This is a genomic window from Pseudomonas sp. C9D1, from assembly GCF_056491235.1.
In genome coordinates, this window is sequence record NZ_JBSZIE010000002.1 from 4,002,207 (window position 1) to 4,028,113 (window position 25,907).

Annotated in this window: 19 protein-coding genes; 13 read left to right on the forward strand and 6 right to left on the reverse strand. The window is 66.0% G+C overall.

Annotation, left to right across the window (positions count from 1 at the left end):
* Window positions 1-61: 61 nt before the first annotated feature.
* Window positions 62-1,027 (forward strand): L-carnitine dehydrogenase, encoded by a 966-nt coding sequence (locus ACXI0U_RS26320; RefSeq protein ID WP_043240731.1) that lies wholly within the window; start codon window positions 62-64, stop codon window positions 1,025-1,027.
* A gap of 69 nt (window positions 1,028-1,096) precedes the next feature.
* Window positions 1,097-1,585, forward strand: a complete 489-nt coding sequence (locus tag ACXI0U_RS26325; RefSeq protein WP_479551027.1) for a thioesterase family protein — start codon at window positions 1,097-1,099, stop codon at window positions 1,583-1,585.
* A 15-nt stretch (window positions 1,586-1,600) separates the two neighbouring features.
* Here ACXI0U_RS26325 and ACXI0U_RS26330 read toward each other — a convergent pair whose 3' ends face one another.
* Window positions 1,601-2,227, reverse strand: a complete 627-nt coding sequence (locus tag ACXI0U_RS26330) for a response regulator transcription factor (protein ID WP_021218157.1) — start codon at window positions 2,225-2,227, stop codon at window positions 1,601-1,603.
* 456 nt (window positions 2,228-2,683) lie between these two features.
* On the opposite strand from ACXI0U_RS26330, the gene ACXI0U_RS26335 reads away from it, so the two are divergent.
* Window positions 2,684-6,328: a transporter substrate-binding domain-containing protein gene (locus ACXI0U_RS26335; protein ID WP_479551028.1), complete on the forward strand. Its 3,645-nt coding sequence runs from the start codon at window positions 2,684-2,686 to the stop codon at window positions 6,326-6,328.
* Between the two features lie 18 nt (window positions 6,329-6,346).
* Here ACXI0U_RS26335 and ACXI0U_RS26340 read toward each other — a convergent pair whose 3' ends face one another.
* A complete protein-coding gene (locus ACXI0U_RS26340; protein ID WP_021218155.1) occupies window positions 6,347-7,525 on the reverse strand; it encodes an EAL domain-containing response regulator in 1,179 nt (392 codons plus the stop codon).
* Between the two features lie 165 nt (window positions 7,526-7,690).
* On the opposite strand from ACXI0U_RS26340, the gene ACXI0U_RS26345 reads away from it, so the two are divergent.
* From ACXI0U_RS26345 to ACXI0U_RS26355, 3 genes are all read left to right on the forward strand, one after another.
* A complete protein-coding gene (locus ACXI0U_RS26345; RefSeq protein ID WP_021218154.1) occupies window positions 7,691-8,326 on the forward strand; it encodes a response regulator in 636 nt (211 codons plus the stop codon).
* Between the two features lie 330 nt (window positions 8,327-8,656).
* Window positions 8,657-9,364: a fimbrial biogenesis chaperone gene (locus ACXI0U_RS26350; protein ID WP_271659738.1), complete on the forward strand. Its 708-nt coding sequence runs from the start codon at window positions 8,657-8,659 to the stop codon at window positions 9,362-9,364.
* A 173-nt stretch (window positions 9,365-9,537) separates the two neighbouring features.
* A complete protein-coding gene (locus tag ACXI0U_RS26355) occupies window positions 9,538-12,087 on the forward strand; it encodes a fimbria/pilus outer membrane usher protein (RefSeq protein WP_479551029.1) in 2,550 nt (849 codons plus the stop codon).
* A gap of 346 nt (window positions 12,088-12,433) precedes the next feature.
* Here the strand turns inward: ACXI0U_RS26355 and ACXI0U_RS26360 are convergent, their stop codons facing one another.
* On the reverse strand, window positions 12,434-12,742 hold the full coding sequence (locus ACXI0U_RS26360) for a hypothetical protein (protein WP_265170320.1): 309 nt from the start codon (window positions 12,740-12,742) through the stop codon (window positions 12,434-12,436).
* Between the two features lie 532 nt (window positions 12,743-13,274).
* On the opposite strand from ACXI0U_RS26360, the gene ACXI0U_RS26365 reads away from it, so the two are divergent.
* Window positions 13,275-13,652: an NUDIX hydrolase gene (locus tag ACXI0U_RS26365; RefSeq protein ID WP_265170321.1), complete on the forward strand. Its 378-nt coding sequence runs from the start codon at window positions 13,275-13,277 to the stop codon at window positions 13,650-13,652.
* 266 nt (window positions 13,653-13,918) lie between these two features.
* On the opposite strand, the gene gbcA is transcribed toward ACXI0U_RS26365, so the two are convergent.
* Complete coding sequence (gbcA, locus tag ACXI0U_RS26370) at window positions 13,919-15,208, reverse strand: glycine-betaine demethylase subunit GbcA (RefSeq protein ID WP_479551030.1); 1,290 nt, start codon at window positions 15,206-15,208, stop codon at window positions 13,919-13,921.
* Between the two features lie 349 nt (window positions 15,209-15,557).
* Here gbcA and gbcB point away from each other — a divergent pair, with 349 nt between their 5' ends.
* Window positions 15,558-16,661: a glycine-betaine demethylase subunit GbcB gene (gbcB, locus tag ACXI0U_RS26375; RefSeq protein ID WP_043240720.1), complete on the forward strand. Its 1,104-nt coding sequence runs from the start codon at window positions 15,558-15,560 to the stop codon at window positions 16,659-16,661.
* Window positions 16,662-17,436: 775 nt separating this feature from the next.
* Here gbcB and ACXI0U_RS26380 read toward each other — a convergent pair.
* On the reverse strand, window positions 17,437-18,480 hold the full coding sequence (locus ACXI0U_RS26380) for a threonine aldolase family protein (RefSeq protein WP_374979637.1): 1,044 nt from the start codon (window positions 18,478-18,480) through the stop codon (window positions 17,437-17,439).
* 233 nt (window positions 18,481-18,713) lie between these two features.
* On the opposite strand from ACXI0U_RS26380, the gene ACXI0U_RS26385 reads away from it, so the two are divergent.
* Window positions 18,714-19,013, forward strand: coding sequence for a hypothetical protein (locus ACXI0U_RS26385; protein WP_021218146.1), 300 nt, complete (start codon window positions 18,714-18,716; stop codon window positions 19,011-19,013).
* A 169-nt stretch (window positions 19,014-19,182) separates the two neighbouring features.
* Here ACXI0U_RS26385 and ACXI0U_RS26390 read toward each other — a convergent pair whose 3' ends face one another.
* The gene (locus ACXI0U_RS26390) at window positions 19,183-19,488 is read right to left on the reverse strand and encodes an NIPSNAP family protein (protein WP_021218145.1); all 306 of its coding nucleotides are present in this window, start codon (window positions 19,486-19,488) and stop codon (window positions 19,183-19,185) included.
* A gap of 507 nt (window positions 19,489-19,995) precedes the next feature.
* Between ACXI0U_RS26390 and glyA the strand changes: the two genes are divergently transcribed.
* From glyA to ACXI0U_RS26410, 4 genes are read left to right on the forward strand one after another with little or no spacing between them, the layout of a single operon-like run.
* Window positions 19,996-21,249, forward strand: a complete 1,254-nt coding sequence (glyA, locus tag ACXI0U_RS26395) for a serine hydroxymethyltransferase (protein WP_374979638.1) — start codon at window positions 19,996-19,998, stop codon at window positions 21,247-21,249.
* 15 nt (window positions 21,250-21,264) lie between these two features.
* A complete protein-coding gene (locus ACXI0U_RS26400) occupies window positions 21,265-22,515 on the forward strand; it encodes a sarcosine oxidase subunit beta family protein (RefSeq protein ID WP_184488474.1) in 1,251 nt (416 codons plus the stop codon).
* Window positions 22,516-22,526: 11 nt separating this feature from the next.
* Window positions 22,527-22,853, forward strand: a complete 327-nt coding sequence (locus ACXI0U_RS26405) for a sarcosine oxidase subunit delta (RefSeq protein WP_021217044.1) — start codon at window positions 22,527-22,529, stop codon at window positions 22,851-22,853.
* Window positions 22,850-25,870, forward strand: coding sequence for a sarcosine oxidase subunit alpha (locus ACXI0U_RS26410; protein ID WP_479551031.1), 3,021 nt, complete (start codon window positions 22,850-22,852; stop codon window positions 25,868-25,870). Before ACXI0U_RS26405 ends, ACXI0U_RS26410 begins: the two co-directional genes overlap by 4 nt.
* Window positions 25,871-25,907: the final 37 nt, after the last annotated feature.

Consider the following 25,907-nt stretch of genomic DNA (forward strand, 5'->3'; position numbering starts at 1 on the left):
TCCCCTAGCCCGGGCTTCAGCCCGGGAACCCCCCATATCGGACACAGGACCAGGAGCCACCATGGCCTTCATCACCCACATCAAGACCTTCGCCGCCCTCGGCAGCGGCGTCATCGGCAGCGGCTGGGTCGCCCGCGCCCTGGCCCACGGCCTCGACGTCGTCGCCTGGGACCCGGCGCCCGGTGCCGAAGCCGCCCTGCGCACCCGCATCGCCAACGCCTGGCCGGCGCTGCAGAAGCAGGGCCTGGCGCCGGGCGCCTCCCAGGAGCGCCTGCGCTTCGTCGAGACGGTCGAGGAGTGCGTGCGTGACGCCGACTTCATCCAGGAAAGCGCGCCCGAGCGGCTCGACCTGAAGCTCGACCTGCACGCCCGCATCAGCGCGGCGGCGCGCCCGGAGGCGATCATCGGCTCCAGCACCTCGGGCCTGCTGCCCAGCGAGTTCTACGCCGACGCCGTGCACCCGGAACGTTGCGTGGTGGGCCACCCGTTCAACCCGGTCTACCTGCTGCCGCTGGTGGAAGTGGTGGGCGGCGAGAAGACCGCGCCGGAGGCCGTGCAGGCAGCGATAAAGATCTACACCGCGCTGGGCATGCGCCCCCTGCACGTGCGCAAGGAAGTGCCCGGCTTCATCGCCGACCGCCTGCTGGAAGCGCTGTGGCGCGAGGCGTTGCACCTGGTCAACGACGGCGTTGCCAGCACTGGCGAGATCGACGATGCGATTCGCTTTGGCGCGGGGCTGCGCTGGTCCTTCATGGGCACCTTCCTCACTTACACCCTGGCGGGTGGCAATGCCGGCATGCGCCACTTCATGGCGCAGTTCGGCCCGGCGCTGCAGCTGCCCTGGACCTACCTGCCGGCCCCGGAGCTGACCGAAGCGCTGATCGACAGCGTGGTGGAAGGCACCAGCGAGCAGCAGGGCTCGCGCAGCATCGCCGAGCTGGAGCGCTATCGTGATGACTGCCTGCTGGCGGTGCTCGACGCGGTGAAGGCGACCAAGGAGAAGCACGGCTTCGCCTTCGCCGACTGACGCCCCACGGACCTCCCGCTACTTCGAACCGGCCCTCTCCCTGGGAGAGGGCCATCGCCAGGAATCGCCATGAGCCAAGCCCTCACCACCTACCGCACCGCCATTCCCGCCGAATGGGTGGACTACAACGGCCACCTGCGCGACGCGTTCTACCTGCTGATCTTCAGCTACGCCACCGATGCGCTGATGGACCATATCGGCCTGGACGAGGCGGGGCGGGCGAGCAGCGGTCACACCCTCTACACGCTGGAGTGCCACCTCAACTTTCTCGCCGAGGTGAAGCTCGGTGCCGGGGTGGAGGTGCGCACCCAGGTGCTCGCCCACGACGCCAAGCGCCTGCACATCCACCACGGGCTGTACCCCGAGGGTGGCGATGATTTGCTGGCGGCCAGTGAGCAGATGCTGATGAACGTGGACAGTGCGAGTGCGCGCTCGGCGCCGTTCGCCAGCACGGTCGCCGAGAGGGTCGGCGGGCTGGCGGCGGCGCATCGGCAGCTGCCGCCACCCGTGCATGTGGCACGGGTGATCGGCCTGCCGCCCGCGCGAGCGGCGGGTTGAGCGGTCAGGGAGCGGTCAGGGAGTGGGCAGGGCGTAGCGGCGGGCGAAGTCGATCAGGTCGACCAGGTTGCGGGTCTTGAGCTTGTCCATCAGGCGCGACTTGTAGGTGCTCACCGTCTTGTGGCTGATGAACAGCTGCTCGGCGATTTCCTTGTTGTTCTTGCCATTGGCCAGGTTCTGCAGCACCGCCAGTTCACGGTCGGAGAGGCTGTCCAGCAACTGGGTGTCTTCGCCGGCCTGGGACGGCACCGGCAGGTGCACGGTGCTGGGGAACAGGCTGTAGCCGGAGAGCACCGACTTGGTCGCGGCGATCAGGCTGACCGCCTGCTCCTGCTTGGACAGGTAGCCCGTGGCGCCGGCCTGCAGGCAGCGGTTGGCGTAGAGCGCGGCGGGCAGCGAAGTCAGTACCAGCAGCTTGAGGTTGACGTCCATGGCGGCGAGGCGGGTCAGCACTTCCATGCCGTCGAGCTTGGGGATGGCGATGTCGAGGATGACCAGGTCCGGCTTGAGCGAGCGGGCCAGGCTCAGCCCTTCCACACCGTTCTCGGTCTCGCCGACCATGTCGTAGCCCTCGCGCTCCAGCAGCACGCGGGTGGCGAAGCGGATCATCGGTTGGTTGTCGATAAGCAGAATCTTACTCATCTATTCAGTACTCCTTAGCGAGTTTCCCAATGGTCTACGGCGCGCACGCAAAGCCGTTCGATTAAAGGGCAAGTTTTCGTGGTGAGTGTTTGCGCAATTGCCGGTGGGCGCAGCGCAAACAAGTTACCCAAGGCGGATCAATAACCGCTGTAGGTCGATCCGACGCTATGGGATATTTCTTCGGAAGTTATGTTGAAGTCTTTCAGACAATTCCTAATATTCCTGACGTGATCCCAGTGGGTCACGCCAGCGGCCACGGGTCTTTTGGCCGTGACGCCTGGGGAGTTGGCTGAATACGTGAGGCGGGAAGTATATTCGCGGTGAAGGCCGGGTCCGGGTGTTTGGGAAGTTTCCTACAGCCTATGTAGGCAGTTTTAAATGCACTCAGACGATTAACGACCTGCCGCTCTTCAACTAATGTTCCTTTCATCCAACGCCTAGAAACAGGTCGGCCCGGTGTTCCGTCATATTTCACTCCGCGTACTTGTGCAGTACTTCTGCCTGAGCCTCTGGCTGTTGCCGCTCGCCCTGTCGGCACGGGCCGCTTCCCAGGAAACCATCCCCCTGCGCCTGGCCAGCCAGCTGCGGGTGGACCAGCAGGAACTCACTCTTGGCGAAAGCGATTGGCACTGGCTGCGGCAGAAGCGCGAGCTGGTGCTGGGGGTGGCGGGCGACATCGAGGCGCCCTTGGCGATGCTGCAGCGCGATGGCAGTTTCGAGGGCATGACGGCGGATGTGGTGGCGCTGGTCGGCCAGATGCTCGGCATGCGCGTCGTCCTGCGCAGGCTGCCCGACCAGGCCGCCGTGGCCCGGGCGCTGGAGGAGGGCGAGATCGATATGGCCAGCGCATCCAGTCACGGCCTGCGTGGGGCTGCCGTGGCACGCAGCCAGCCGTTCGCCATCGAGCACGCCGCGCTGTTCCGCCGCCAGGAGGATGGCCGCGAATTCCCGGCCGACATGGCCGGGCTGACCATCGCCACCACCACCGAATACCTCACCGATCCCGCGTTGCGCCAGGGCTTCCCCGGCGCGCACCTGGTGGCGGCGGGCTCGGTGGATGAGGCACTGGCCGCGGTGGCCTTCGGCAAGGCCGATCTGTACCTGGGCGACGTGCTGACCGCTTACTACCGGATCAACCGGGGTTTCTATGGTCTGGTGCGCTTCGAGCGCTTCGCCGAGCTCCAGGCCGATGGCGTGGCCTTCATCGTTCGCCCTGGGGACCCGCAATTGCTTCGCGGCTTGGATGCGGCCCTGCGCGCTCTGGGCCGCTCGCGCCTGGAGGGCATCGCCAAGCGCTGGGTGGGCAGCGGCGTGATGCCGGCGCTGGAGCCGTTGCCGCTGACGGCGGAGGAGCGGCGCTGGGTGGAGCGCCATCCGCGCGTGCGTCTGGTGATCGACGACGACATGGCGCCGATGGCGTTCTTCGATGCCCAGGGCCAGTTCCGCGGCATCGCCGCCGACCTGCTGGAGATGGTGTCCCTGCGCACCGGCCTGCAGTTCGAGGCGGTCAGCCGCCGGGGCAGCCTTGCCGACCAGATGGAGAGCTTGCGCCAGGGGCGTTTCGATCTGGCCATCCTCACCCAGGGACGTGAACGTGAAAGCACGCTGCGCTTCACCCGGCCGGTGGTCACCAATCCCTTCGTGCTGGTGGCGAGAAGGGCGCAAGACGGCCTTGCCGAGCCGCTCGACGGCCTCGATGGCAAGCGTCTGGCCATCGCCGCTGGGCATGTGGCGACCGAGGAGGCCCGGGGCATCTACCCAGGCGCGGAGCTGCTGGCGGCGGCCTCGTCGCTGGATGCCATGAACCTGGTCTACAGCGGCGACGCCGATGCGGCGCTGGTGTCGTTGCCCACTGCTCGCTACTACGTGGTGCGGCTGTTCCGCAATCGGCTGGCGGTGTCGTCCCTGGTGCCCATCGACCCGGCCACCGCGAACTTTGCGATGCGCCGCGGCGATGTCGAGTTGCAGTCGATCCTCGACAAGGCGCTCGGCAGCCTGGCGCCGGATGAGCTGAATGCCGCCGCCAATCGTTGGCGCGGCAGCCCGGCCATGAGCGCGCAGACCTGGCGCGACTACAACCAACTGATCCTGCAGATCGTCATCGGTGCCCTGGTGCTGTTGGGGCTGGTGCTCGCCTGGGGACTGCGCCTGCGTCGTGAGGTGCGCAAGCGGCGGGCAGCGGAGCGGCAGCTCAACGACGAGTTGCGCTTCATCGAAACCCTGATCGACAGCATGCCGCCCCCTGTCTATGTGCGTGACACGGCTGGCCGGATGCTGTCCTGCAACCGCAGCTACCTGCAGACCCTTGGCCTGGAGCGGGAGCAGGTGCTGGGCTGCACGGTGGCGGAGCTGCCACTGACCTTCGAGGCCGCGCCGCTCTTCCACGAGAGCTACCTCCAGGCTATGGAGGGCGGGGGTCTGATCCAGGGCACGCACGAACTGGAGCTGGGTGGTCGGCGGCTGTGGATCGAGCATTGGATCCAGCCCTTCCAGGACTCCACCGGCGCGATAAAGGGTGTGATTGGCGGCTGGCTGGACATTACCGAGCACCATCACCTGGTCCGCGAGCTGGAGGCTGCGAAGCGCCAGGCCGACGACGCCAGTCGCGCCAAGACGGCATTCCTCGCCACCATGAGCCACGAGATCCGCACGCCGATGAACGCGGTGATCGGCATCCTCGAGCTGGCCCTGAAACGCGCCGAGAGCGGGCCCATCGACCCGGCCGGCATCCAGGTCGCCTACGGCTCCGCCAGGAGCCTGCTGACGCTGATCGGCGACATCCTCGATATCGCGCGCATCGAGTCGGGGCGGCTCAGCCTTGCGCCCGGGCGCGCCAACCTGCGCGAACTGGTCGAGTCGGTGGCCCGGGTGTTCGATGGCCTGGCGCGCCAGAAGCGCCTGGAGCTGGCGCTGGAGATCGACGGCAGCATCCAGGGTGATGTGCTGGTGGATGGGCAGCGTTTCAAGCAGATCCTGTCCAACCTCGTGAGCAACGCCATCAAGTTCACCACCCATGGGCGGGTCAGCGTTCGCGTTGACGGAGATACCTCGGAGGCGGGGATGCTCAGGGTCAGCCTGAGCATCGAGGACAGCGGCATCGGCATCTCGCCAGCGGACCAGGCGCGCCTGTTCCGGCCCTTCTCCCGCATCGAGCGGGCAGGCCAGCCGGTGGACGGTACCGGGCTGGGCCTGGTCATCTGCCGCTCGCTCTGCGAAATGATGGGCGGGCGTCTGAGCCTCGACAGCGTCCCGGGGCGCGGTACTCGGGTGGATGTGAGCTTGCGCCTGCACCGCCTGGACCCCGTACCGCCCATGGAGGCGGCGCCGGTCGCTGCAGTGGTGGCCTCACGGCGGTTGCGCGTACTGGTGGTGGACGATCACCCGGTGAACCGGCAGATCCTGCAGCAGCAATTGGTCTTCCTCGGCCATGAGGTGGAGGAAGCGGGCGATGGCGAAGAAGCCTTGCAGCGCTGGCGCGAAGGGCACTTCGATACCGTGGCCACCGACTGCCACATGCCGCGCATGAGCGGTGCCGAGCTGGCGGCTGCCATACGCCTGGAGGAACGCGAGCGGGGCCTGGCGGCGGTGTGCATCATCGGGCTGACCGCCGACGCTCAGCCCGAGGAGATCGAGCGGGGCCTGGCCGCCGGCATGGATGAATGCCTGATCAAACCCATCGGCCTGGATGCCCTGCAGCGGGCGCTTGGGGTCCATGCCCGGGAGCGCCAGCAGGGCGCGGAACCGTTGGATGAGGGGGCGTTGTTCGACCTGGCCCCCCTGCAGCCACTCACCGGGGGCGATGAAGCGCTGGTGAGAAACCTGCTGGGTGAGTTGCTGGCGACCAACCGCAAGGATCTCGTGGCCCTGGCCCCGTTGCTGGAGGCGGGCGATGCCGAGGGGCTTGCCGAGCTGGCTCACCGGCTGATCGGCGCGGCGCGGGTCGTCAAGGCGGCGGGGGTGATAGCGGCCTGCCGGCAATTGATGGCGGCCACTGCCGATGCGCCGCCCGATGGGGCTCGGCTGCGGCAGGCGGGCGATGCGCTTGCGCGGGCGCTGACAGAGCTGGAGAGCGGGCTGCGCGAGCACCTGCAGGAGGCTTGAGCTGCGCTGCAGCGCGGTTCATCGTTGCGCGATATGGCGCTTCAAGGCGGCGCCGTCCATGGGGCGGGCGAAGAGAAACCCTTGCGCCAGGGAGCAGCCCAGCTCCAGCAGGCGCGTCTTCTGCTCCTTGCTTTCTACCCCTTCCACCACCAGGGAAATGTCCATCGTGCTAGCCAGGGCTACAGCGCTTCTGACCACCGCGGCGCAACGTGGGTGGCTCTGCAGCTTGCGCACGAATGAAGAGTCGAGCTTGATCTGGCTGAAGGGCAGTTCGCACAAGCGGTCGAGCGAGGAGTAGCCAGCGCCGAAGTCATCCATGGCCAGGCCGCAGCCCATCAGGCGCAACCTGACGAGGTTTTCAAGGCTGGCAGCGGGTGCCCGCAGCAGGCCCGTTTCGGTCACTTCGAAGTTCAACCCATCGGCGGGCAGGCCACTTTCCTGCAGGCGGCGGGCGATACGTTCGACCATTTTCTGGTCGCTCAACTGGCTGGGCTGGATGTTGAACGCCAACTCGATGCGCTGCCCCACGATGGCCAGGTCACGCTGTAGTGTCAGGCCCTGCTCGAAGAGCTGCCAGAACAGGCGGTCGATGAGGCCATTGCTTTCGACCTGGGCCAGGAAGTGCGCCGGGCTGAGGACGCCGTATTGCGGGTGGCGCCAGCGGGCGAGCAGCTCCGCACCTTGCAGTGCACCACTGCGCATATCGAACTTTGGCTGGAACCAGGCTTCGAACTCGCCGCGCTCGAAGCCGTCGAGCAAGTCGCTCAGGGAGGGGATCTCAACCACCTCCGGTTTACCGGGTGGCAGTTCTACGGCGGGATCGAAGGCGCGCAGCAACTGGTTGGCGCGACCGATATCGAAGGGCTTGCCAAGGTCGCCGAGGAACTCCAGACCCAGGCAGCGGATCATCGAGATGGTGGCCTGGCGCAGCACCGGCTCCACCGCGCTGCTCAGTACTACAGCGCGTGCCAGGCCCCGTTGGCTGGCGTGGCGCAGGAAGGCCAGGCCGTCCATGCCGGCCATGCGCAGGTCGCAAAGCACGATATCGACGCCACCGCGTTCCTGAAGCATGGCCAGTGCTTCGGTGCCGTCCCCGGCGCCGCAGATGTCCTTCAGGCCGAGCTTTTTCAAGGCGGCCATGGCCAACAGACGCTGGAAGGGTTCGTCTTCCAGAACCAGAATGCTTATGTTCTTCATCGGTTTTACTCGGCAGAATCGCGTGGCCGATTACGTTACTTAGGGGGGCGGTCGCCGAGCTAGGCGAACCTTCCCCTTGGCTTGTAGGAAAGTTCATCAACGCCAGCGCGCAGCCCCACCTGCCGTGCCTTGGCGTTGTGCCCGTGTCCCTCGGAAGATATCGACATGAGAAGTGCCCTGATAGTCGACGATCATCCCGTCATCCGCCTCGCCGTGCGCATGCTGCTGGAACGCAATGGCATCCAGGTGCTTGCGGAGACGGACAACGGTGTCGATGCGCTGCAACTGATTCGCCAGCACGAGCCCGACATCGTCATCCTCGATATCGGCATTCCGCGCCTGGACGGGCTCAAGGTGATCGCCCGCATCCGCGCCCTGGAGCTCGACAGCCATGTGCTGGTGCTCACGTCGCAACCCGCCGAGAGCTTCTGCCAGCGCTGCATGCAGGCGGGCGCCAAGGGATTCGTCAGCAAGGAGGAGGACCTGCAGAACCTCGTCATCGCGATCAACTCGATCAGCGCGGGGTTTTCCTTCTACCCAGCCGATGCGTTGCAGGCGGGCCAGACCGCCCTGACCAGCGAGGCCGAGCTGGTCGCACGTCTGTCCAACCAGGAGCTGATGGTGCTGCAGTACCTGGCGTCGGGTCTCTCCAACAAGCAGATCGGCGACCTGATGCTGCTCAGCAACAAGACCGTCAGTACCTACAAGAGTCGCATCCAGCAGAAGCTCAACCTCGGCTCGTTGCTGGAGCTGATCGAATTCGCCCGGCGCAACGACCTGGCCAACAGCACCGCTTCCTAGCCGGGGTCCTTCCCTGGTGAAGGGCCTCCCCTGCGTACTCCCGCGCTCTGACTTTGCGCGTCCGCTGATTCGACCCCTGCCTCATTTTTGCAGTTGACGGCTTTTTCCTGGCTTTTTAAGGACTTTTCCTACGGTTTTCCCTGGTGCTCGAAGCCGGATGGCGGGTGTGTCGCTCGATATCATCCTCCCCCGGGAAAAGGCACGCCGCCACTGCGGCCTTCGTTCCCGCCTTCCCCGCCACGAATCAGGACCAATCGCCACCCGCCCGGCCCGCCCCGGGCGGCGGCCATTCAGGAAAAACCGATGCATCCCACTGCTAGGATCACCCGATTGATCGCCGCACTCTTCATCGCCACCTTCCTGCCGAGCGTGCAGGCCGGCATGGTGGTGAACGGCACCCGTTTCATCTATCCCGCCAAGCAGCAGGAAATCAGCGTACGGGTGAGCAACGACGGTACGGAGCCTTCCCTGGTGCAGGCCTGGATCGATCGCGGCGACCCGTCGAGCAAGCCGGACCAGGCCGATGCGCCTTTTCTGCTCACGCCGCCGATCTTCCGTCTCGACCCGGGCAAGGGGCAGAGCCTGCGCCTGGCGTTCACGGGCGAGGCACTGCCCACTGACCGCGAGACGGTGTTCTGGCTCAACCTCCTGGATGTCCCGCCACAACCCACGGCGGACAGCGGCAACTCCATGCAGTTCGCCATCCGCACCCGCCTGAAACTCTTCTATCGGCCGTCCGGCTTGCCGGGTAGCGCGTCCGGAGCGGCCCAGCAGATCAGCTGGCGGCTGGTGCAGAACGGCGCGGAAAGCGTGCTGCGAGCGAGCAACCCCAGCGCCTTCCATGTGTCGTTCAGCGACGTCTCGCTGAATGTCGGCGGGCGGGCGCACGAGGCCGGCGATGGGATGGTGCCGCCGCTCGGGAGCCGCGACTTCCCCCTGCCGGGTGCGGTGCAGCGGGGATCGGCCGCCACGGTGGTGACGAAGTGGATCAACGACTACGGCTCATCCATTGGGCACGAGGCGAGGCTGGAGCCGTGAGCCGGCGGCTCGTGCGCGCAAGGCGCTGATGCCGCTCGATCGTTCGCGCGCCATTCATCGATGCGCCAGGTACGACTATGAAAGCTCTTTCAGACAGGTATCCGGGATCGGCTACGCGCGGCACCCGCAGGGTGCGTCTCGCGCGCGGTAGTGGACGGCTCAAGGTCACGGCCGTGGTCCTTGCCGCCTCCCTGGCGCTCAGCGACTGGAGCCAGGTGGACGCGGACGAAGGCGTTTCCCCGGCCCGTTATGCCGTCTTCAACCCGGCGTTCTTCGGTAGCGGTGCGGAAGAGGCCGTCGACCTGTCACGCTTCGCCAACGCAAACGTCCTGCCTCCCGGCACCTATCTCCTGGATATCTACGTCAACCAGGCCTGGAAGGGGCGGCACGAGTTGCGGGTGCTCAGCGAGGGCGAGGGCGCTGCGGTCATCCAGCGCTACTGCTTCAAGCCCGAGCACGTCGGCACCTTCGGCATCGAGCTGGCGAACCTGCCGGACCCCCAGGCCGCACGGCAGTCGATTATGGACAACGAGGCTTGTGTCGAACTCGATCGCCTGGTGCCGCAGGCGCAGGTCGAGGTTGATCTGTCCGAGCTGCGCGCCCAGCTGAGCATCCCGCAGGCGTACCTGGGGCGACAGGCACGCGGGCACGTGGACCCCCGTGACTGGGATGCCGGCGTCACGGCCGGCTTCATCGGCTACAACGCCAGCGGCTACCGCAGCCAAAGCGGCGGCGTCGGTTCGAACCAGCTGTCCCTGGGGCTCAACAACGGTCTCAATATCGGTGAGTGGCGCCTGCGCTCCAACGGCTATTACAACCGCTCCAGCCAGGATGGCGGGCCTACCCGCAGCCACTACAGCAACGCCAGCACCTATGCCCAGCGCGACCTCACCGGCCTGCGCTCGCAACTCACGGTCGGTGACTACTACACGCCCGGCGAGCTGTTCGAGAGCGTGCCTTTCAGAGGTGTGCAGATCAGTTCCGACGACCGCATGCTCCCCGACTCCCAGCGCGGTTTCGCCCCCGTGATCCGGGGCGTTGCGGAAACCAACGCCAAGGTCACCGTGCGCCAGGGGCAATCGGTGCTTTACGAGGCGACGGTGGCACCCGGGCCCTTCAGCATCGACGACCTCTACGACTCGGGTTACTCCGGTGACATCGAGGTGACGGTGACCGAGGCCGACGGCCGCCAGCGTTCCTTCGTCGTGCCCTATGCCTCGGTGGCGCAGTTGCTGCGCCCCGGTGTATCCCGTTTCAGCGTGACTGCCGGCGAGTACCGGGACCGCAGCCTGGACGCATCGCCGAAGTTCGTCATGGGTACCTACCAGCGCGGAGTGACCAACGCCTTCACCGGCTACCTGGGCAGCATCGTGGCCGAGAAGTACATGGCCGCCCAGGGTGGTGTCGCGATCAGTACCGGGCTGGGGGCCGTCGCGTTCGATGTCACCCGCTCGCATGTCGCCGAGCGTCCCGTCGCCGACTCCGCCCCCAGGAGCGGCCAGAGCTACCGGGTCACCTACAGCAAGCTGCTGGACAGCACCCAGACCAACTTCACCCTGGCTGCCTACCGCTTCTCCAGCGAGGGATATCTCGAGTTCGGCGACTACGCGCAGTCCGTCGGCAACCCCGACAGCCGCCTCTACCGCCAGCGCAGCCGATTGCAGGCCAACATCAGTCAGCCCCTGGGGTCGAACTTCGGCAGCCTTTACCTGAGCGGTTCGGCACAGAACTACTGGAACGCCGGACAGCGTAGCGACATGACCTTCCAGGCCGGCTACTCCAACGGCTTCAACTGGGGAACCATGAGCACCTCGGCCGGCAGGACGCGCCTGGGCTCGGGATACGAGAACCAGTACCTGCTGTCCTTCAGCGTGCCCCTGGGGCGCGATGTACGCTCGCCCTTCCTCAGTAGCTCGGTCAGCCAGTCCGGGAAGCGCAGCAACACCCAGGCCAGCCTCAGCGGCGTCGCGGGCGAGCGCTCGCAGATGAACTACAGCCTCTACGGCTCGCGCAGCAGCGACCAGGGCGACCGGTCGAGCAACGCCGGCGGCAGCGTCCACTACTTCGCACCGGCGGCGTCGCTCAACGCCAGCTACAGCGAAGGCACCGGTTACCGCCAGCAGAGCGTCGGCATTGGTGGCAGCCTGGTGGCCCACCCGGGTGGGATCAACTTCACCCAGAGCCAGAGCGAAACCTTTGCCGTCGTCGAGGCCAAGGGGGCGGAAGGGGCCTATGTCAGCAACGACATGAACGCCCGTGTCGGCAGCAACGGTTACGCGGTGGTCGGCGGCCTCGCCCCCTATCGCCACAACCAGGTGGCGATCGACCCGATCGGTACCCTGCGCAACGTCGAGTTGCAGATCACCGAGCAGGCGGTGGCCCCGCGCCATGGTGCCGTGGTGATGCTCAGCTACCCGACCATCACCGGCGTGCCGGTGTTGCTGCGCATCCTTCGCGAGGACGGCCAGATCGCGCCGCTGGGCTCCGACGTCATCGATGCCCAGGGCGTTTCCCTGGCCATGGTGGGGCAGGGGGGGCGGGCATTCCTGCGCGGGCTGTCTCGTGAGGGTGTGCTGATCGTCCGTTGGGGCGAAGGGCCGGACAAGGCCTGTCGAGTCGACTACCAACTGCCGGAACAGGATCCGGACGACCCCAGCTACCAGCAGGTCGAGGTGCGCTGCGTCGCGCTCGGCGGGCGGACGGAGATCGCGTTTGCCGAATGATTCCGCCGGCCGTGCGGCTCGCCATGCATGTACGCGGGCGCTCGGACCGGTGCTGATGCGTCCGTGGTCGGCACGCGATCCAGGGTTCCGAGTCGGCGGACTCGCCGCTCGATCGCAGGCTCGCCAGCCTTCATCGCGCCTCCTGGACCATCCACCGCGCGGTCTTGACCGATGTGCAAGCAGGCTTGCCCCAGGTCGATGGCCGCGGACTCCGGCTGTCGCGCCAGCAACTTGCCGATCGATCAAGCGAATCCTTCCCGCCTTGCCGCCATGCACGACCCCGTGCGATGGCGGCTCCCAGTGCCGCGTACCGGATCGGCGTTCGCGGTGTGCCCGGCATACGGCCTCAGTTGTAGATCACCGTGATGATCCCGGCGTCGCCCGTGCGGGAGGCGATGCTGGTCATGCTCACCGAGCTGGTTTCACCCAGGCCTGCGCAATGGCCGCGCCCGCTGGGCTCTGATCGGCCGATGGGGCTGAGGCCGCTGCGGCGTCCTACATGTTCGAGCCAGGTGCTTGTAGGGGTATCGCAAAGGTCCTTGCAGATGCTTCCCACGAAAGTGATCTGTCCTAGGGCCGGTGACGCGTTTTCCGCGTGGGCCAGGCCGGCGACGCAGATGAGGGCGAGGAGGGGAATATTCAGTAGTCGTTTCATCTCAGCACTCCTTACAGGCTGAACTGAGTAAAAATCAGATGGCTCCTACGATCCACACTTTGGCGATCCGGATTTTTTGTAGGTCCTAACTGTAGGAACCTGATGGTTTCGCATTATCCCGGTCCTTTGGCGCCAGGCTGTGAACCCGGTCCGGTTCGGTGGTAAGTCGGACTAATCCGACCTACAAACTTCCTCGTGACACGTGGGATACTCCTCCATCCGCCTCGCAGAAATTTCCGTCGGGCTTCCGGTCTTTCTGCGCATCCACGCCTCGTTTACCGCCTGCTTTTCGCGGGTGGCTTCACCCGAAGTACGGACCGGATCCTCCTGCCGCAGCGAATAGACCGGGAATCTTCCCCGGAAAGCCCTGTTCCAACGTTCTGCGTGAGGCAGATATCGCCAAGGGCGCCTAACGTTAGATACAGGCGCGTTCTCGAGTGGGGGCCGGCCATGTCTGGCGCCCTTCTTGCCTTGGTTACGAGGGTTTTCGTGACCGTTCCGGTCTTTCAACGCAGTGGCAGGGGGTGAGCAGATGGGCAGGGCAATCAAAGAACGGGCGACCGTCATCTGCCGCCTGGAAGACAAGATCCTCTTCGTGCGCAAACCCAAGTCGAAGTGGACGTTGCCAGGCGGCCGGATCGAGGCGGATGAAGCGCCCGGGCAGGCGGCGTTCCGCGAACTGGTGGAGGAGACCGGGCTCGCGGTCGAGACCCTCGACTACATTGCGCCCCTGGAGCTGTACACGACCCTTCACTACGTTTTCGAAGCGCCGATGCCGGAATCCCAGCAGCCCACGCCGCTGAACGAGATCGCCGACTGCCGCTGGTTCTCAGTCGAAGACCTGGGCAAGCGCAGCATCAACAAGGCCATCCGACGCCTGCTCAAGACCTGCCAGCGCCCAGGCGCATAGGCTCACGCCATTCGGGAAGGCCCCTCGAACCCTGCTCCGTGTCGGTTCCCCGGGCTGAGGCCTGGGCCGTCGGGGCCTGTTGGCCTGGCGTCGGGCGCGCGAGGCCTGTGCAAAAAAAGCCCCCACCAGGGCCGACGTCCTGACGGGGGCGAGGGGTGTCCCTTGCGGGACCTCAGTGTGTTGCCTCTCAGCGCCGGCCTTTGCGGCAGGCCAGCGCTGCGTAGAGGGTGAGCAGCAGGATGAACCCGAGGCTCAGGCTCATGGCCCTATTCGCCGACCTGGCGCAGGCGGGTAGCCGGGACGTCGCCCAGGTTGTTGAGCATCCGCTCGCTGTACCAGTCGAGGAAGTTGATCACGCCGAACTCGTAGGTCTTGGAGTAGGGGCCCGGCTGGTAGGCGGTGGAGTTGATGCCGCGCTGGTTTTCCTCGGCGAGGCGGCGGTCCTGGTCGTTGGTCGCGTCCCAGACTTCGCGCAGGCGCGCCACGTCGTAGTCCACGCCTTCCACCGTGTCCTTGTGCACCAGCCACTTGGTGGTGACCACGGTTTCCTGGGCGCTGATGGGCCACACGGTGAAGACGATCATGTGATCGCCCATGCAGTGGTTCCAGGAATGCGGCAGGTGGAGGATGCGCATGGAGCCCAGGTCCGGGTTCTGGATGCGGCCCATGAGTTTCTTGCTGCCCTGCTTGCCGTCCATGGTCATGGACACGGTGCCTTGCAGCAGCGGCATGCGCACGATGCGGTTGCGCAGGCCGAAGCTGGCGTGGGCATAGGGGATCTTCTCGGCATCCCAGGCAGTGGTACAGGCCGCCACCTGGTCCTTGAACGCCTGGCTGGCGCGGGGGTCGGTGACGTCGTCCCACTCCAGCAGGGTGTTGAGCAGTTCGGGGTGCGAGCCGTTGCAGTGGTAGCACTCGCGGTTGTTCTCGAGCACCAGCTTCCAGTTGGCCTTCTCCCGCAGCGTGGTCTGCACCGCGACCTTGGTGTTCTCCATGTCGTAAGGCTCCATGTAATGGGCCAGGGTGGAGAGGAAGTCGTCGATGGCCGGCGGATTCTCGGCCAGGGAGATGAAGATGTAGCCGCCGGCGGTCTTCACCTTCACCGGCTTGAGGCTGTAGTCCTTGAGGTCGAAGTCGGCACCCATCTCGGTGCCGGCGAACAGCAGGCGCCCGTCCAGCTCATAGGTCCACTGGTGGTAGGGGCAGACCAGCTTGGCGACCTTGCCCTTTTCGCTGACGCACAGGCGCGAGCCACGGTGGCGGCAGACGTTGTGGAAGGCATGCACCTGCCCTTCGGCGCCGCGCAGCACGATGACCGGGTTATCGCCGATCTGCAGGGTCAGGTAGTTGCCCTTGGCGGGGATCTCGCAGGTCATCCCGGCGATCAGCCACTCCTTGTGGAAGATCTCCTGCATGTCGATCTGGAACAGGCGCTCGTCGTTGTAGAAGGGTTGCGGTAGCGAGAAGCTGTGGTCGCGCTCGCGCAGCATCTCTGCGGTCGCCTTGCGCGCCGGTTCCAGCGGGTCGCCCAGACTCAGGGTGGAAGTGATATCCATCGTTGACTCCTCAATGGCGGGGCGCCCTGGGCGGCCGCCGCGAAATATGGCTTTCGGTCATGACGCAAGGCGGCTTCACCTCCCCTTCCGACGCTGCCGATAGCGCGCTGATAGAGGGGGGAATGTCGCTCGATTGCTTGTGTTCGGCTGGGGCTGAGTGTGGCGTTGGGGCCTGACCCGACCTTATCCATGGGCGACACGGCCACATCCGTTTCCGACTCCGCAGCCCTTGGTGCTGCTGGCAGGTCGCGATGAGCATGTGAATGTCGCAGCTAGGTAAGTGGGCGTTTTTTCGCTTACGCAGAATCCGCTTCATATGGGGCCGACGTCCGGCCGCGCGGAGATGCGTATGAGCAGCAACAGCTTCCTGAATCCGGTGACGACACAGACCTGGGCCAACGGCCGTCATCTGGTGCGCTGCGTAAAGGTCGTCCAGGAGACCTGGGACGTGCGCACCTTCTGCTTCATGGCCGACCAGCCCATGGTGTTCTTCTTCAAGCCGGGGCAGTTCGTGACCCTGGAGCTGGAGATCGACGGCCTGCCGATCATGCGCTCCTACACCATCTCCAGCTCGCCCTCGGTGCCCTACAGCTTCTCCATCACCATCAAGCGTGTGCCGGGCGGCAAGGTCTCCAACTGGCTGCACGACAACCTCAAGGAAGGTGACGTCATCCCGGTGCACGGCCCGGTGGGCCTGTTCAACGCCATCGACTTCCCCGCCGACAAGGTGCTCTACCTGTCCGGCGGCGTCGGCATCACCCCGGTGATGTCCATGGCACGCTGGTTCTTCGACACCAGTGCCAACGTCGACATGGTCTTCGTCCACAGCGCGCGCACGCCGAAGGACATCATCTACCACCGCGAGCTGCGCCACATGGCCTCGCGCATCAACAACTTCAAGCTGCACCTGGTCTGCGAGAAATACGACATCGGCGAAACCTGGTCCGGCTACCGCGGCTACCTCAGCCAGCCGATGCTGCAGCTGATCGCCCCCGACTTCATGGAGCGCGAGATCTTCTGCTGCGGCCCCACGCCCTACATGAGCGCGATCAAGCGACTGCTGGAAGCCAACGGCTTCGACATGCGGCGCTACCACGAAGAGGCCTTTGGCCCCACGCCGCCGGAAATCCGCGAGGAAGTGAAGGAGCTGGCGGCCGAAGCAGCGGACGCGCCGCCCGTACCCGCAGCCGATCTGCATCAGGTGGACTTCACCAGCACCGGCAAGAGCATTCGCGTGGCGCCCGGTGAAACCGTGCACGCGGCGGCGGCCAAGCTCGGGCTGCATATTCCCAAGGCCTGCGGCATGGGCATCTGCGGCACCTGCAAGGTGATGAAGACCGCCGGTGAGGTGGAGATGGAGCACAACGGCGGCATCACCGACGAAGACGTCGCCGAGGGCTACATCCTGTCCTGCTGCAGCGTGCCCAAGGGCGACGTGGCCATCGACTACTGAGCAGAAAACGTACGATCCTCGCCAGGCCCCGCCCTGCGGGGCTCCTGGCGCTCGGTGAACAGCTTGTCCACAGGCTGGTACAGCGAATCTGTGGGTTGTTCAGCTGGATGAAGGCCCCGCCCGGCAAGGGCTGCAGCGACTCTTCGAGGTGCACGGCGTGCTGGTTACGGATTGATCTAACGCCTGTATCCACCGCAGCCCGTGGCCTGCAAGGAGTTATGCACAGGCTGGTCACAGCTCCTTGCACAGCAGCTGTGCACAAGGTTGCTCCCATCCCCCTGAAATCGTTCGATAAATAGGCTGAAGCACGCATGCCTTGCGGGCTGGTGCCTTTAGCGAACGCCGCACAGCTTGTCCACAGAGGCATCCACCGCAGCAGGGGAAAACCTGTTCTGCTCACTGCCTGCTGGGCACCGCTCGCAGAAACCCGGCTCCAGGCAACATGGGGCTTTCAGGGCTGATTAGAAAACGAGCGATGGTCTGCAGGTCATGTGGTTATTGGCCTGCAGCATTCTATCCACAGCTTGCGTACAGAGTGCCGCACAGAAACTGTGTGCCGAATTTACGTAACTGATTGAATTTGCTCACGAAGTGAGCGATTGCCCAGGGGCGCCGTACCGCCAGGGCCGTGGCGGTCGCTCTACAGCTTGTCCACAGGGTGATGCACCGGAATCGAGGATAAGCGCGCAGCGGGGGATATCTCCCCCGTGCTGTGCCTGGAGGTTCGCGCCGCCGGGGGAGGGGCGTCGGCCCGGAGATTCCGGGCCGGAGAGGATCAGGTATTGGCCATGGCCGCGCGGATATCGGCAGCGAGCTCGCGCACGCGCTCCTTCTCGGTGTCCCAGGAGCACATGAAGCGCGCGCCACCAGCACCGATGAAGGTGTAGAAGCGCCAGTTGCGGGCACGCAGATAGTCCAGCGCCGGTTCCGACATCTGCAGGAACACGCCGTTGGCTTCCACCGGGAACATCAGGCTGACGCCCGGCACGTCCGCCACCAGCTCGGCCAGCAACTGGGCGCAGCTGTTGGCGTGGTTGGCGTAATGCAGCCAGGCGTCGTCCTGCAGCAGGCCTACCCAGGGGGCGGAGAGGAAGCGCATCTTCGAGGCCAGCTGGCCGGCCTGCTTGCAGCGGTAGTCGAAATCCTCGGCCAGTTCATGGTTGAAGAAGAGGATGGCCTCGCCCACCGCCATGCCGTTCTTGGTGCCGCCGAAGCACAGCACATCGACGCCGGCCTTCCAGGTCAGGTCCGCCGGGGAGCAGCCGAGGAAGGCGCAGGCATTGGAGAAGCGCGCGCCGTCCATGTGCAGGCGCAGGCCCAGTTCCTTGCACACGTCGCTGATGGCGCGAATCTCTTCCGGGCGGTAGAGAGTGCCTACTTCGGTGGCCTGGGTGAGGGTGACCACGCGCGGCTTGGGGTAGTGGATGTCCTGGCGCTTGAGGGCGATCTCGCGGACCGCCTCCGGGGTCATCTTGCCCTGCTCGGTGCGGGCCAGCAGCAGCTTGGACCCGTTGGAGAAGAACTCCGGCGCGCCGCACTCGTCGGTCTCGACGTGGGCGGTCTCGGAACAGATCACGCTGTGGTAGCTCTGGCACATCGAGGCCAGGGCCAGGGAGTTGGCGGCGGTGCCGTTGAAGGCGAAGAACACTTCGCAGTCGGTCTCGAACAGGCGGCGGAAATGGTCGGCGGCGCGGGCCGTCCACTGGTCGTCGCCGTAGGCGCGGTCGTGGCCGTGGTTGGCCTTGGCCATGGCGGCCCAGACTTCGGGGCAGATGCCCGAGTAGTTGTCGCTGGCGAATTGCTGGGTCTGGTCGGTCATCTCGGGTCCTTGGTCCGGTCGCCGCATGCCCCGGGCGGGGAGGGCGTATGGGAGCTAACTTTACGCCAGGATGGACGACGGAATATGGCTTCAGGCGACATCCTTTTTAGACCAGGCGCTGTTCCCGCTGCGGCCGTGCCCGCGCTGGGAGGAACTCACCGGGGCCTTTGCCGCTCACAACATAACCGTGCCTGCACGGGGACGGACCTTGCCATCAATGAGGAGTGACACCGATGCGCTATCCCTACCTGCTTGCTCTCGCCGCGCCGCTGTTGGTCAGCCTGTCGGCCAATGCCGCCGAATGGGCACCGGGCGAACGCGACCACTTCGTCAAGGAGTGCGCGGCGGGAGCCCAGGCCCAGGTCAGCCCGGACAAGCTGCAGAAGTACTGCGGTTGTGCGGCCGACAAGGTTGGTGCCGAGTTCAGCCAGGCCGAGCTGAACGAGCTGAAAGCCCAGAAGACGCCCCTGCCGAAAGCCACCCACGAGCGGCTGCTGAGCGTCACCAACCAGTGCCTCCCCCAGCTGAACTGATCTGCCGGGCCCGCCTGGCCTGATCAGAAAAAAGCCAGGCGGCGCCATCCGGCGCCGTGCCTGGTGCCGCGCGTTTGCCGCACAGCTTATCCACAGGGTGGTCCACGGTCTTTGTGGGCGGATTGCTGCGTGGCGTAGCCCGGGCTTCAGCCCGGGAACGAGGCCGCGATCAGCTGAATACCGGGCGGAAGAAGCTGCGCTCGTAGCTGAGGATGCAGCGGGTTTCCTCGGCGTAGCCAAAGGCCGCGATGCATTCGGCGTCGGCCATGGAGCGGATGCGGTAGTCCTCGTAGAGCGCCAGGCTGGGGAAGCTGAACATCGCCAGGGCGACGTTGTTGGCGCCTTCGGAAGGCAGGAAGTAGCCGTGGTGGGTGCCGCCGAACTTCTCCACCAGGGGAATCCAGAGTTTTCCGTAGTGCTCGAATTCGGCCAGCTTGTACGGGTCGATGATGTAGCGCAGGTAGCAGGTGATCATGGAGTCGCTCGTCCAGGCGCATGCGGAATGCTGCGGGGGCGTCGAAATTATCCACTGCCAGCAGGCCTGTCCAGGCATGTCGCTGTGGGCAATTCCGCCTGTGCCGGGCTGGTCGGTTCGCGTACAGCCGACCAGGAGCACTGCCGTTGCTGGTCCTGGCGCATCCATTCACAGCTTGTCCACAGATCGTTGCACAGCTTCTGTGTGTAACGCTTTTGCTAACTGACTGATATCGCTCAAAAAACCGTCACTTCCCTGCAGGGCCCGACGCACCTGGCCGCTAGCCGGGGGTGTACAGCTTATCCACAGCTTGGTCCACGGAAACTGTGGGTGATCGGCGTCCGCCGCACGGATGTTCGATTGCGACCCTTTGCATGTCGCAAACGCATTCTCCCGTGGCGTCCGTAGGCATCTGGCAAGGCAGGCCGAGTCATACCATCGCTGCAAACGGGGAAACCCCCGTACCCAACGACAGGCGCCAACCGATGGCGCGGCAGGAGATCAGCGATGTTCAGCAAGCACGACCAGATCCAGGGCTACGACGACGAACTCTTCAGTGCGATGCAGGAAGAAGAACAGCGCCAGGAAGACCACATCGAGCTGATCGCCTCCGAGAACTACACCAGCCAGCGGGTGATGGAAGCCCAGGGCAGCGGCCTGACCAACAAGTACGCCGAGGGCTACCCGGGCAAGCGCTACTACGGTGGCTGCGAATACGTCGACAAGGTCGAGCAGCTGGCCATCGACCGCGCCAAGGAGCTGTTCGGCGCCGACTACGCCAACGTCCAGCCGCACTCCGGCTCTTCCGCCAACTCCGCCGTCTACCTGGCCCTGCTCAATGCCGGCGACACCATCCTCGGCATGAGCCTGGCCCATGGCGGCCACCTGACCCACGGCGCCAAGGTGTCGTCCTCCGGCAAGCTCTACAACGCCGTGCAGTACGGCCTCGACACCCGCACCGGGCTGATCGACTACGACGAAGTCGAGCGCCTGGCCGTGGAACACAAGCCGAAGATGATCGTCGCCGGCTTCTCCGCCTATTCGAAGACCCTCGACTTCCCGCGCTTCCGCGCCATCGCCGACAAGGTCGGGGCGCTGCTGTTCGTCGACATGGCCCACGTCGCCGGCCTGGTCGCTGCCGGTCTGTACCCCAGCCCGCTGCCCTACGCCGACGTGGTCACCACCACCACCCACAAGACCCTGCGCGGCCCGCGCGGCGGCCTGATCCTCGCCCGCAAGAACGAGGAGATCGAGAAGAAGCTCAACTCCGCCGTGTTCCCCGGCGCCCAGGGCGGCCCGCTGATGCACGTCATCGCCGGCAAGGCGGTGTGCTTCAAGGAAGCGCTGGAGCCCGGCTTCAAGACCTACCAGGCCCAGGTGATCAAGAACGCCCAGGCCATGGCCAAGGTGTTCATCGAGCGCGGCTTCGACGTGGTCTCCGGCGGCACCGACAACCACCTGTTCCTGCTCTCGCTGATCAAGCAGGGCCTGACCGGCAAGGACGCCGACGCCGCCCTCGGCCGCGCCGGCATCACCGTGAACAAGAACGCCGTGCCCAACGACCCGCAATCGCCCTTCGTCACCTCCGGCGTGCGCATCGGCACCCCGGCCATCACCACCCGTGGCTTCAAGGAGCCGCAGAGCATCGAGCTGGCCGGCTGGATCTGCGACATCCTCGACCACCTCGGTGATGCCGACGTCGAGGCCCAGGTGGCCAAACAGGTCGCGGCCCTCTGCGCCGATTTCCCCGTGTACCGCTGATCCAGGAGCACGCGCATGCAACGTTATTCCGGCTTCGGCCTGTTCAAGCACTCCCTCAGCCACCACGAGAACTGGCAGCGCATGTGGCGCAACCCCACGCCCAAGCCGGTCTACGACGTGATCGTGGTCGGCGGCGGCGGCCACGGGCTGGCCACGGCCTACTACCTGGCCAAGGAGTTCGGCGTGAAGAACGTCGCCGTAGTGGAGAAGGGCTGGCTGGGTGGCGGCAACACCGCGCGCAACACCACCATCGTCCGCTCCAACTACCTGTGGGACGAGTCGGCGCACCTCTACGAGCATGCGATGAAGCTCTGGGAAAACCTCTCCCAGGACCTCAACTACAACGTCATGTACTCCGCCCGTGGCGTCTACAACCTGTGCCACACCCTGCAGGACCTGCGTGATTCCGAGCGCCGCGTGAGCGCCAACCGCCTCAACGGCATCGACGGCGAACTGCTCGACGCCAAGCAGGTGGCCGAGGAGATTCCCTACCTCGACTGCAGCAAGAACACCCGCTACCCGATCATGGGCTCCACCGTACAGCGTCGCGGCGGCGTGGCTCGCCATGATGCCGTGGCCTGGGGCTATGCCCGCGCCGCCGACGCCCTGGGCGTCGACCTGCTGCAGAACACCGAAGTGATCGGCTTCCGCAAGCAGGATGGCGTGGTGATCGGCGTCGAGACCAACCGCGGCTTCATCGGCGCCAAGCGCGTCGGCGTGGTCACCGCCGGCAACTCCGGGCACATGGCCAAGCTCGCCGGCTTCCGCCTGCCGCTGGAATCCCACCCGCTGCAGGCGCTGGTGTCCGAGCCGATCAAGCCGGTGATCCACAGCGTGATCATGTCCAACGCCGTGCACGGCTACATCAGCCAGTCCGACAAGGGCGACCTGGTGATCGGTGCCGGCATCGACGGCTACAACGGCTACGGCCAGCGCGGCTCCTACCCGACCATCGAGCACACCCTGCAGGCCATCGTCGAGATGTTCCCGGTGCTCTCCCGCGTGCGCATGAACCGCCAGTGGGGCGGCATCGTCGACACCACCCCCGACGCCTGCCCGATCATCGCCAAGACGCCGGTGCAGAACCTGTTCTTCAACTGCGGCTGGGGCACCGGCGGCTTCAAGGCCACCCCCGGTTCCGGCCACGTGTTCGCGGCGAGCCTGGCCAAGGGCGAGATGCACCCGCTGGCCAAGCCCTTCTCCATCGAACGTTTCCACAACGGCGCACTGATCGACGAGCACGGCGCCGCTGCCGTGGCTCACTAAGGAGACCCGCCATGCTGCACATCTTCTGCCCCCACTGTGGCGAGTTGCGCTCCGAAGAGGAATTCCACGCCAAGGGCCAGGCGCACATCCCGCGCCCGCTGGACCCCAACGCCTGCACCGACGAGGAGTGGGGCGACTACATCTTCTTCCGCGACAACCCGCGCGGCATCCACCACGAGCTGTGGGTGCACGCGGCCGGCTGCCGCAAGTACTTCAACGTCACCCGCCACACCGTGACCTACGAAATCCTCGAGACCTACAAGGTCGGTGAACGCCCCGCCGTCACCGAAGCCGGGCCCCAGGAGAAGAAAGCCGTGGACCAAGGAGTAACGGCATGAGCCAGCCCAACCGTCTTTCCAAGGGTGGCCGCATCGACCGCGCCCAGCCCCTGACCTTCACCTTCAACGGGCAGCGCTACCAGGGCTACGCCGGCGACAGCCTGGCCGCCGCGCTGCTGGCCAACGGCGTCGACATCGTCGGCCGCAGCTTCAAGTATTCCCGCCCCCGCGGCATCGTCGCCGCCGGTGCCGAAGAGCCCAACGCCATCCTGCAGATCGGCTCCAGCCCCGCCACCCAGGTGCCCAACGTGCGCGCCACCCAGCAGGCGCTCTACGCCGGGCTGGTGGCCGGCAGCACCAACGGCTGGCCGAGCGTCAACACCGACCTGATGGGCATCCTCGGCAAGGTCGGCGGGCAGATGATGCCGCCCGGGTTCTACTACAAGACCTTCATGTACCCGCAGAACCTCTGGCTGACCTACGAGAAGTACATCCGCAAGGCCGCCGGCCTCGGCCGCGCGCCGACCGAGAACGATCCGGACATCTACGACCACATGAACCAGCACTGCGACGTGCTGGTGGTGGGCGCCGGCCCCGCCGGCCTCGCGGCCGCCCTGGCCGCCGGCCGCAGTGGCGCGCGGGTGATCCTCGCCGATGAACAGGAAGAGTTCGGCGGCAGCCTGCTGGATACCCGCGAGACCCTGGACGGCAAGCCCGCCGCCGAGTGGGTGGCCCAAGTCATCGCCGAGCTGGAAAAACTGCCGGAAGTGACCCTGCTGCCCCGCGCCACGGTCAACGGCTACCACGACCACAACTTCCTCACCATCCACCAGCGCCTCACCGACCACCTCGGCGAGACCGCGCCCATGGGCCAGGCCCGCCATCGCGTGCACCGCGTCCGTGCCAAGCGCGTGGTGCTGGCCGCCGGCGCCCACGAGCGCCCGCTGGTGTACGCCAACAACGACGTGCCGGGCAACATGCTCGCCGGCGCCGTCTCCACCTACGTGCGCCGCTACGGCGTGGCACCCGGCAAGGAGCTGGTGCTGTCCACCAACAACGACTACGCCTACCGCCTGGTACTGGACTGGCTCGACGCCGGGCAGAAGGTGGTGGCCGTGGCCGACGCCCGCAGCAACCCGCGCGGCGCCTGGGTCGATGAGGCCCGTGCCCGTGGCGTGCGCATCCTCACCGGCAGCGCCGTGGTCGAGGCCCGTGGCGGCAAGCGCGTCAGCGGTGCGCGCATCTGCGCCATCGACACCCGTGCGCACAAGGTCACCAGCCCCGGTGAAGTGGTGGACTGCGACCTGATCGCCACCTCCGGCGGCTACAGCCCGGTGGTGCACCTGGCCTCGCACCTGGGTGGCAAGCCCACCTGGCGTGAAGACATCCTGGCCTTCGTCCCGGGCGAGGGCGGCTTCCAGAAACGTATCTGCGCCGGCGCCGTCAATGGCGTGTTCGCCCTCGGCGACACCCTGGCCGACGGCTTCGAGGCCGGTGCCAAGGCCGCTGCCGAAGCGGGCTTCAAGGAAGTCAGCGGCAGCCTGCCGAAGGCCGAGAAGCGCCATGAGGAAGCCACCCTGGCGCTGTTCCAGGTGCCCCACGACAAATCCACCGCCCGTGCGCCGAAGCAGTTCGTCGACCTGCAGAACGACGTCACCTCCGCCGGCATCGAGCTGGCCACCCGCGAGGGCTTCGAGTCGGTCGAGCACGTCAAACGCTACACCGCGCTGGGCTTCGGCACCGACCAGGGCAAGCTGGGCAACATCAACGGCCTGGCCATCGCCGCCCGTTCGCTGGGCATCAGCATCCCGGAAATGGGCACCACCATGTTCCGCCCGAACTACACCCCCGTGGCCTTCGGCGCCGTCGCCGGTCGCCACTGCGGGCACCTGTTCGAGCCCAAGCGCTACACCGCCATGCAGCGCTGGCACCTGGCCAATGGCGCCGAGTTCGAGGACGTCGGCCAGTGGAAGCGCCCCTGGTACTTCCCGAAGAACGGCGAGGACCTGCACGCCGCCGTGGCCCGCGAATGCAAGGCCGTGCGTGACAGCGTGGGCATCCTCGATGCTTCCACCCTGGGCAAGATCGACATCCAGGGCCCGGACGCCCGCGAGTTCCTCAACCGCGTCTACACCAACGCCTGGACCAAGCTGGACGTGGGCAAGGCCCGCTACGGCCTGATGTGCAAGGAAGACGGCATGGTGATGGACGACGGCGTGACCGCCTGCCTCGCCGACAATCACTTCCTGATGACCACCACCACCGGCGGCGCCGCGCGCATCTTCGAGTGGCTGGAGATCTACCACCAGACCGAATGGCCGGAGCTCAAGGTGTACTTCACCTCGGTCACCGACCACTGGGCCACCATGACCCTGTCCGGCCCCAACAGCCGCAAGCTGCTGGCCGAGGTCACCGACATCGACCTGGACAAGGACGCCTTCCCCTTCATGAGCTGGAAGGAAGGCCTGGTCGGCGGCGTGCCGGCGCGGGTGTTCCGCATCTCCTTCACCGGCGAGCTGTCCTACGAGATCAACGTCCAGGCCGACTACGCCGCCGGCGTCTGGGAAAAGCTCATCGCGGCCGGCAAGCAATACAACCTGACCCCCTACGGCACCGAGACCATGCACGTGCTGCGGGCCGAGAAGGGTTTCATCATCGTCGGCCAGGACACCGACGGCTCGGTCACCCCGGACGACCTCGACATGGGCTGGGCCGTCGGCCGCAACAAGCCCTTCTCCTGGATCGGCTGGCGCGGCATGAACCGCGAGGACTGCGTGCGCGAAGACCGCAAGCAGCTGGTGGGCCTCAAGCCCCTGGACCCGAACAAGGTGCTGCCGGAAGGCTCGCAGCTGGTGTTCGACCCGAAGCAGTCGATCCCCATGACCATGGTCGGCCACGTCACCTCCAGCTACATGAGCGCGGCCATGGGCTATTCCTTCGCCCTCGCCGTGGTACGCGGCGGTCTCAAGCGCATGGGCGAGAAGGTCTTCGCCCCGCTGGCGGACGGCAGCGTGATCGAGGCGGAGATCGTCAGCTCGGTGTTCTACGACCCGAAAGGGGAACGCCAGAATGTGTGAGCAACGGGCCAAGAGCATGGAATTCGACGGTGCCGGC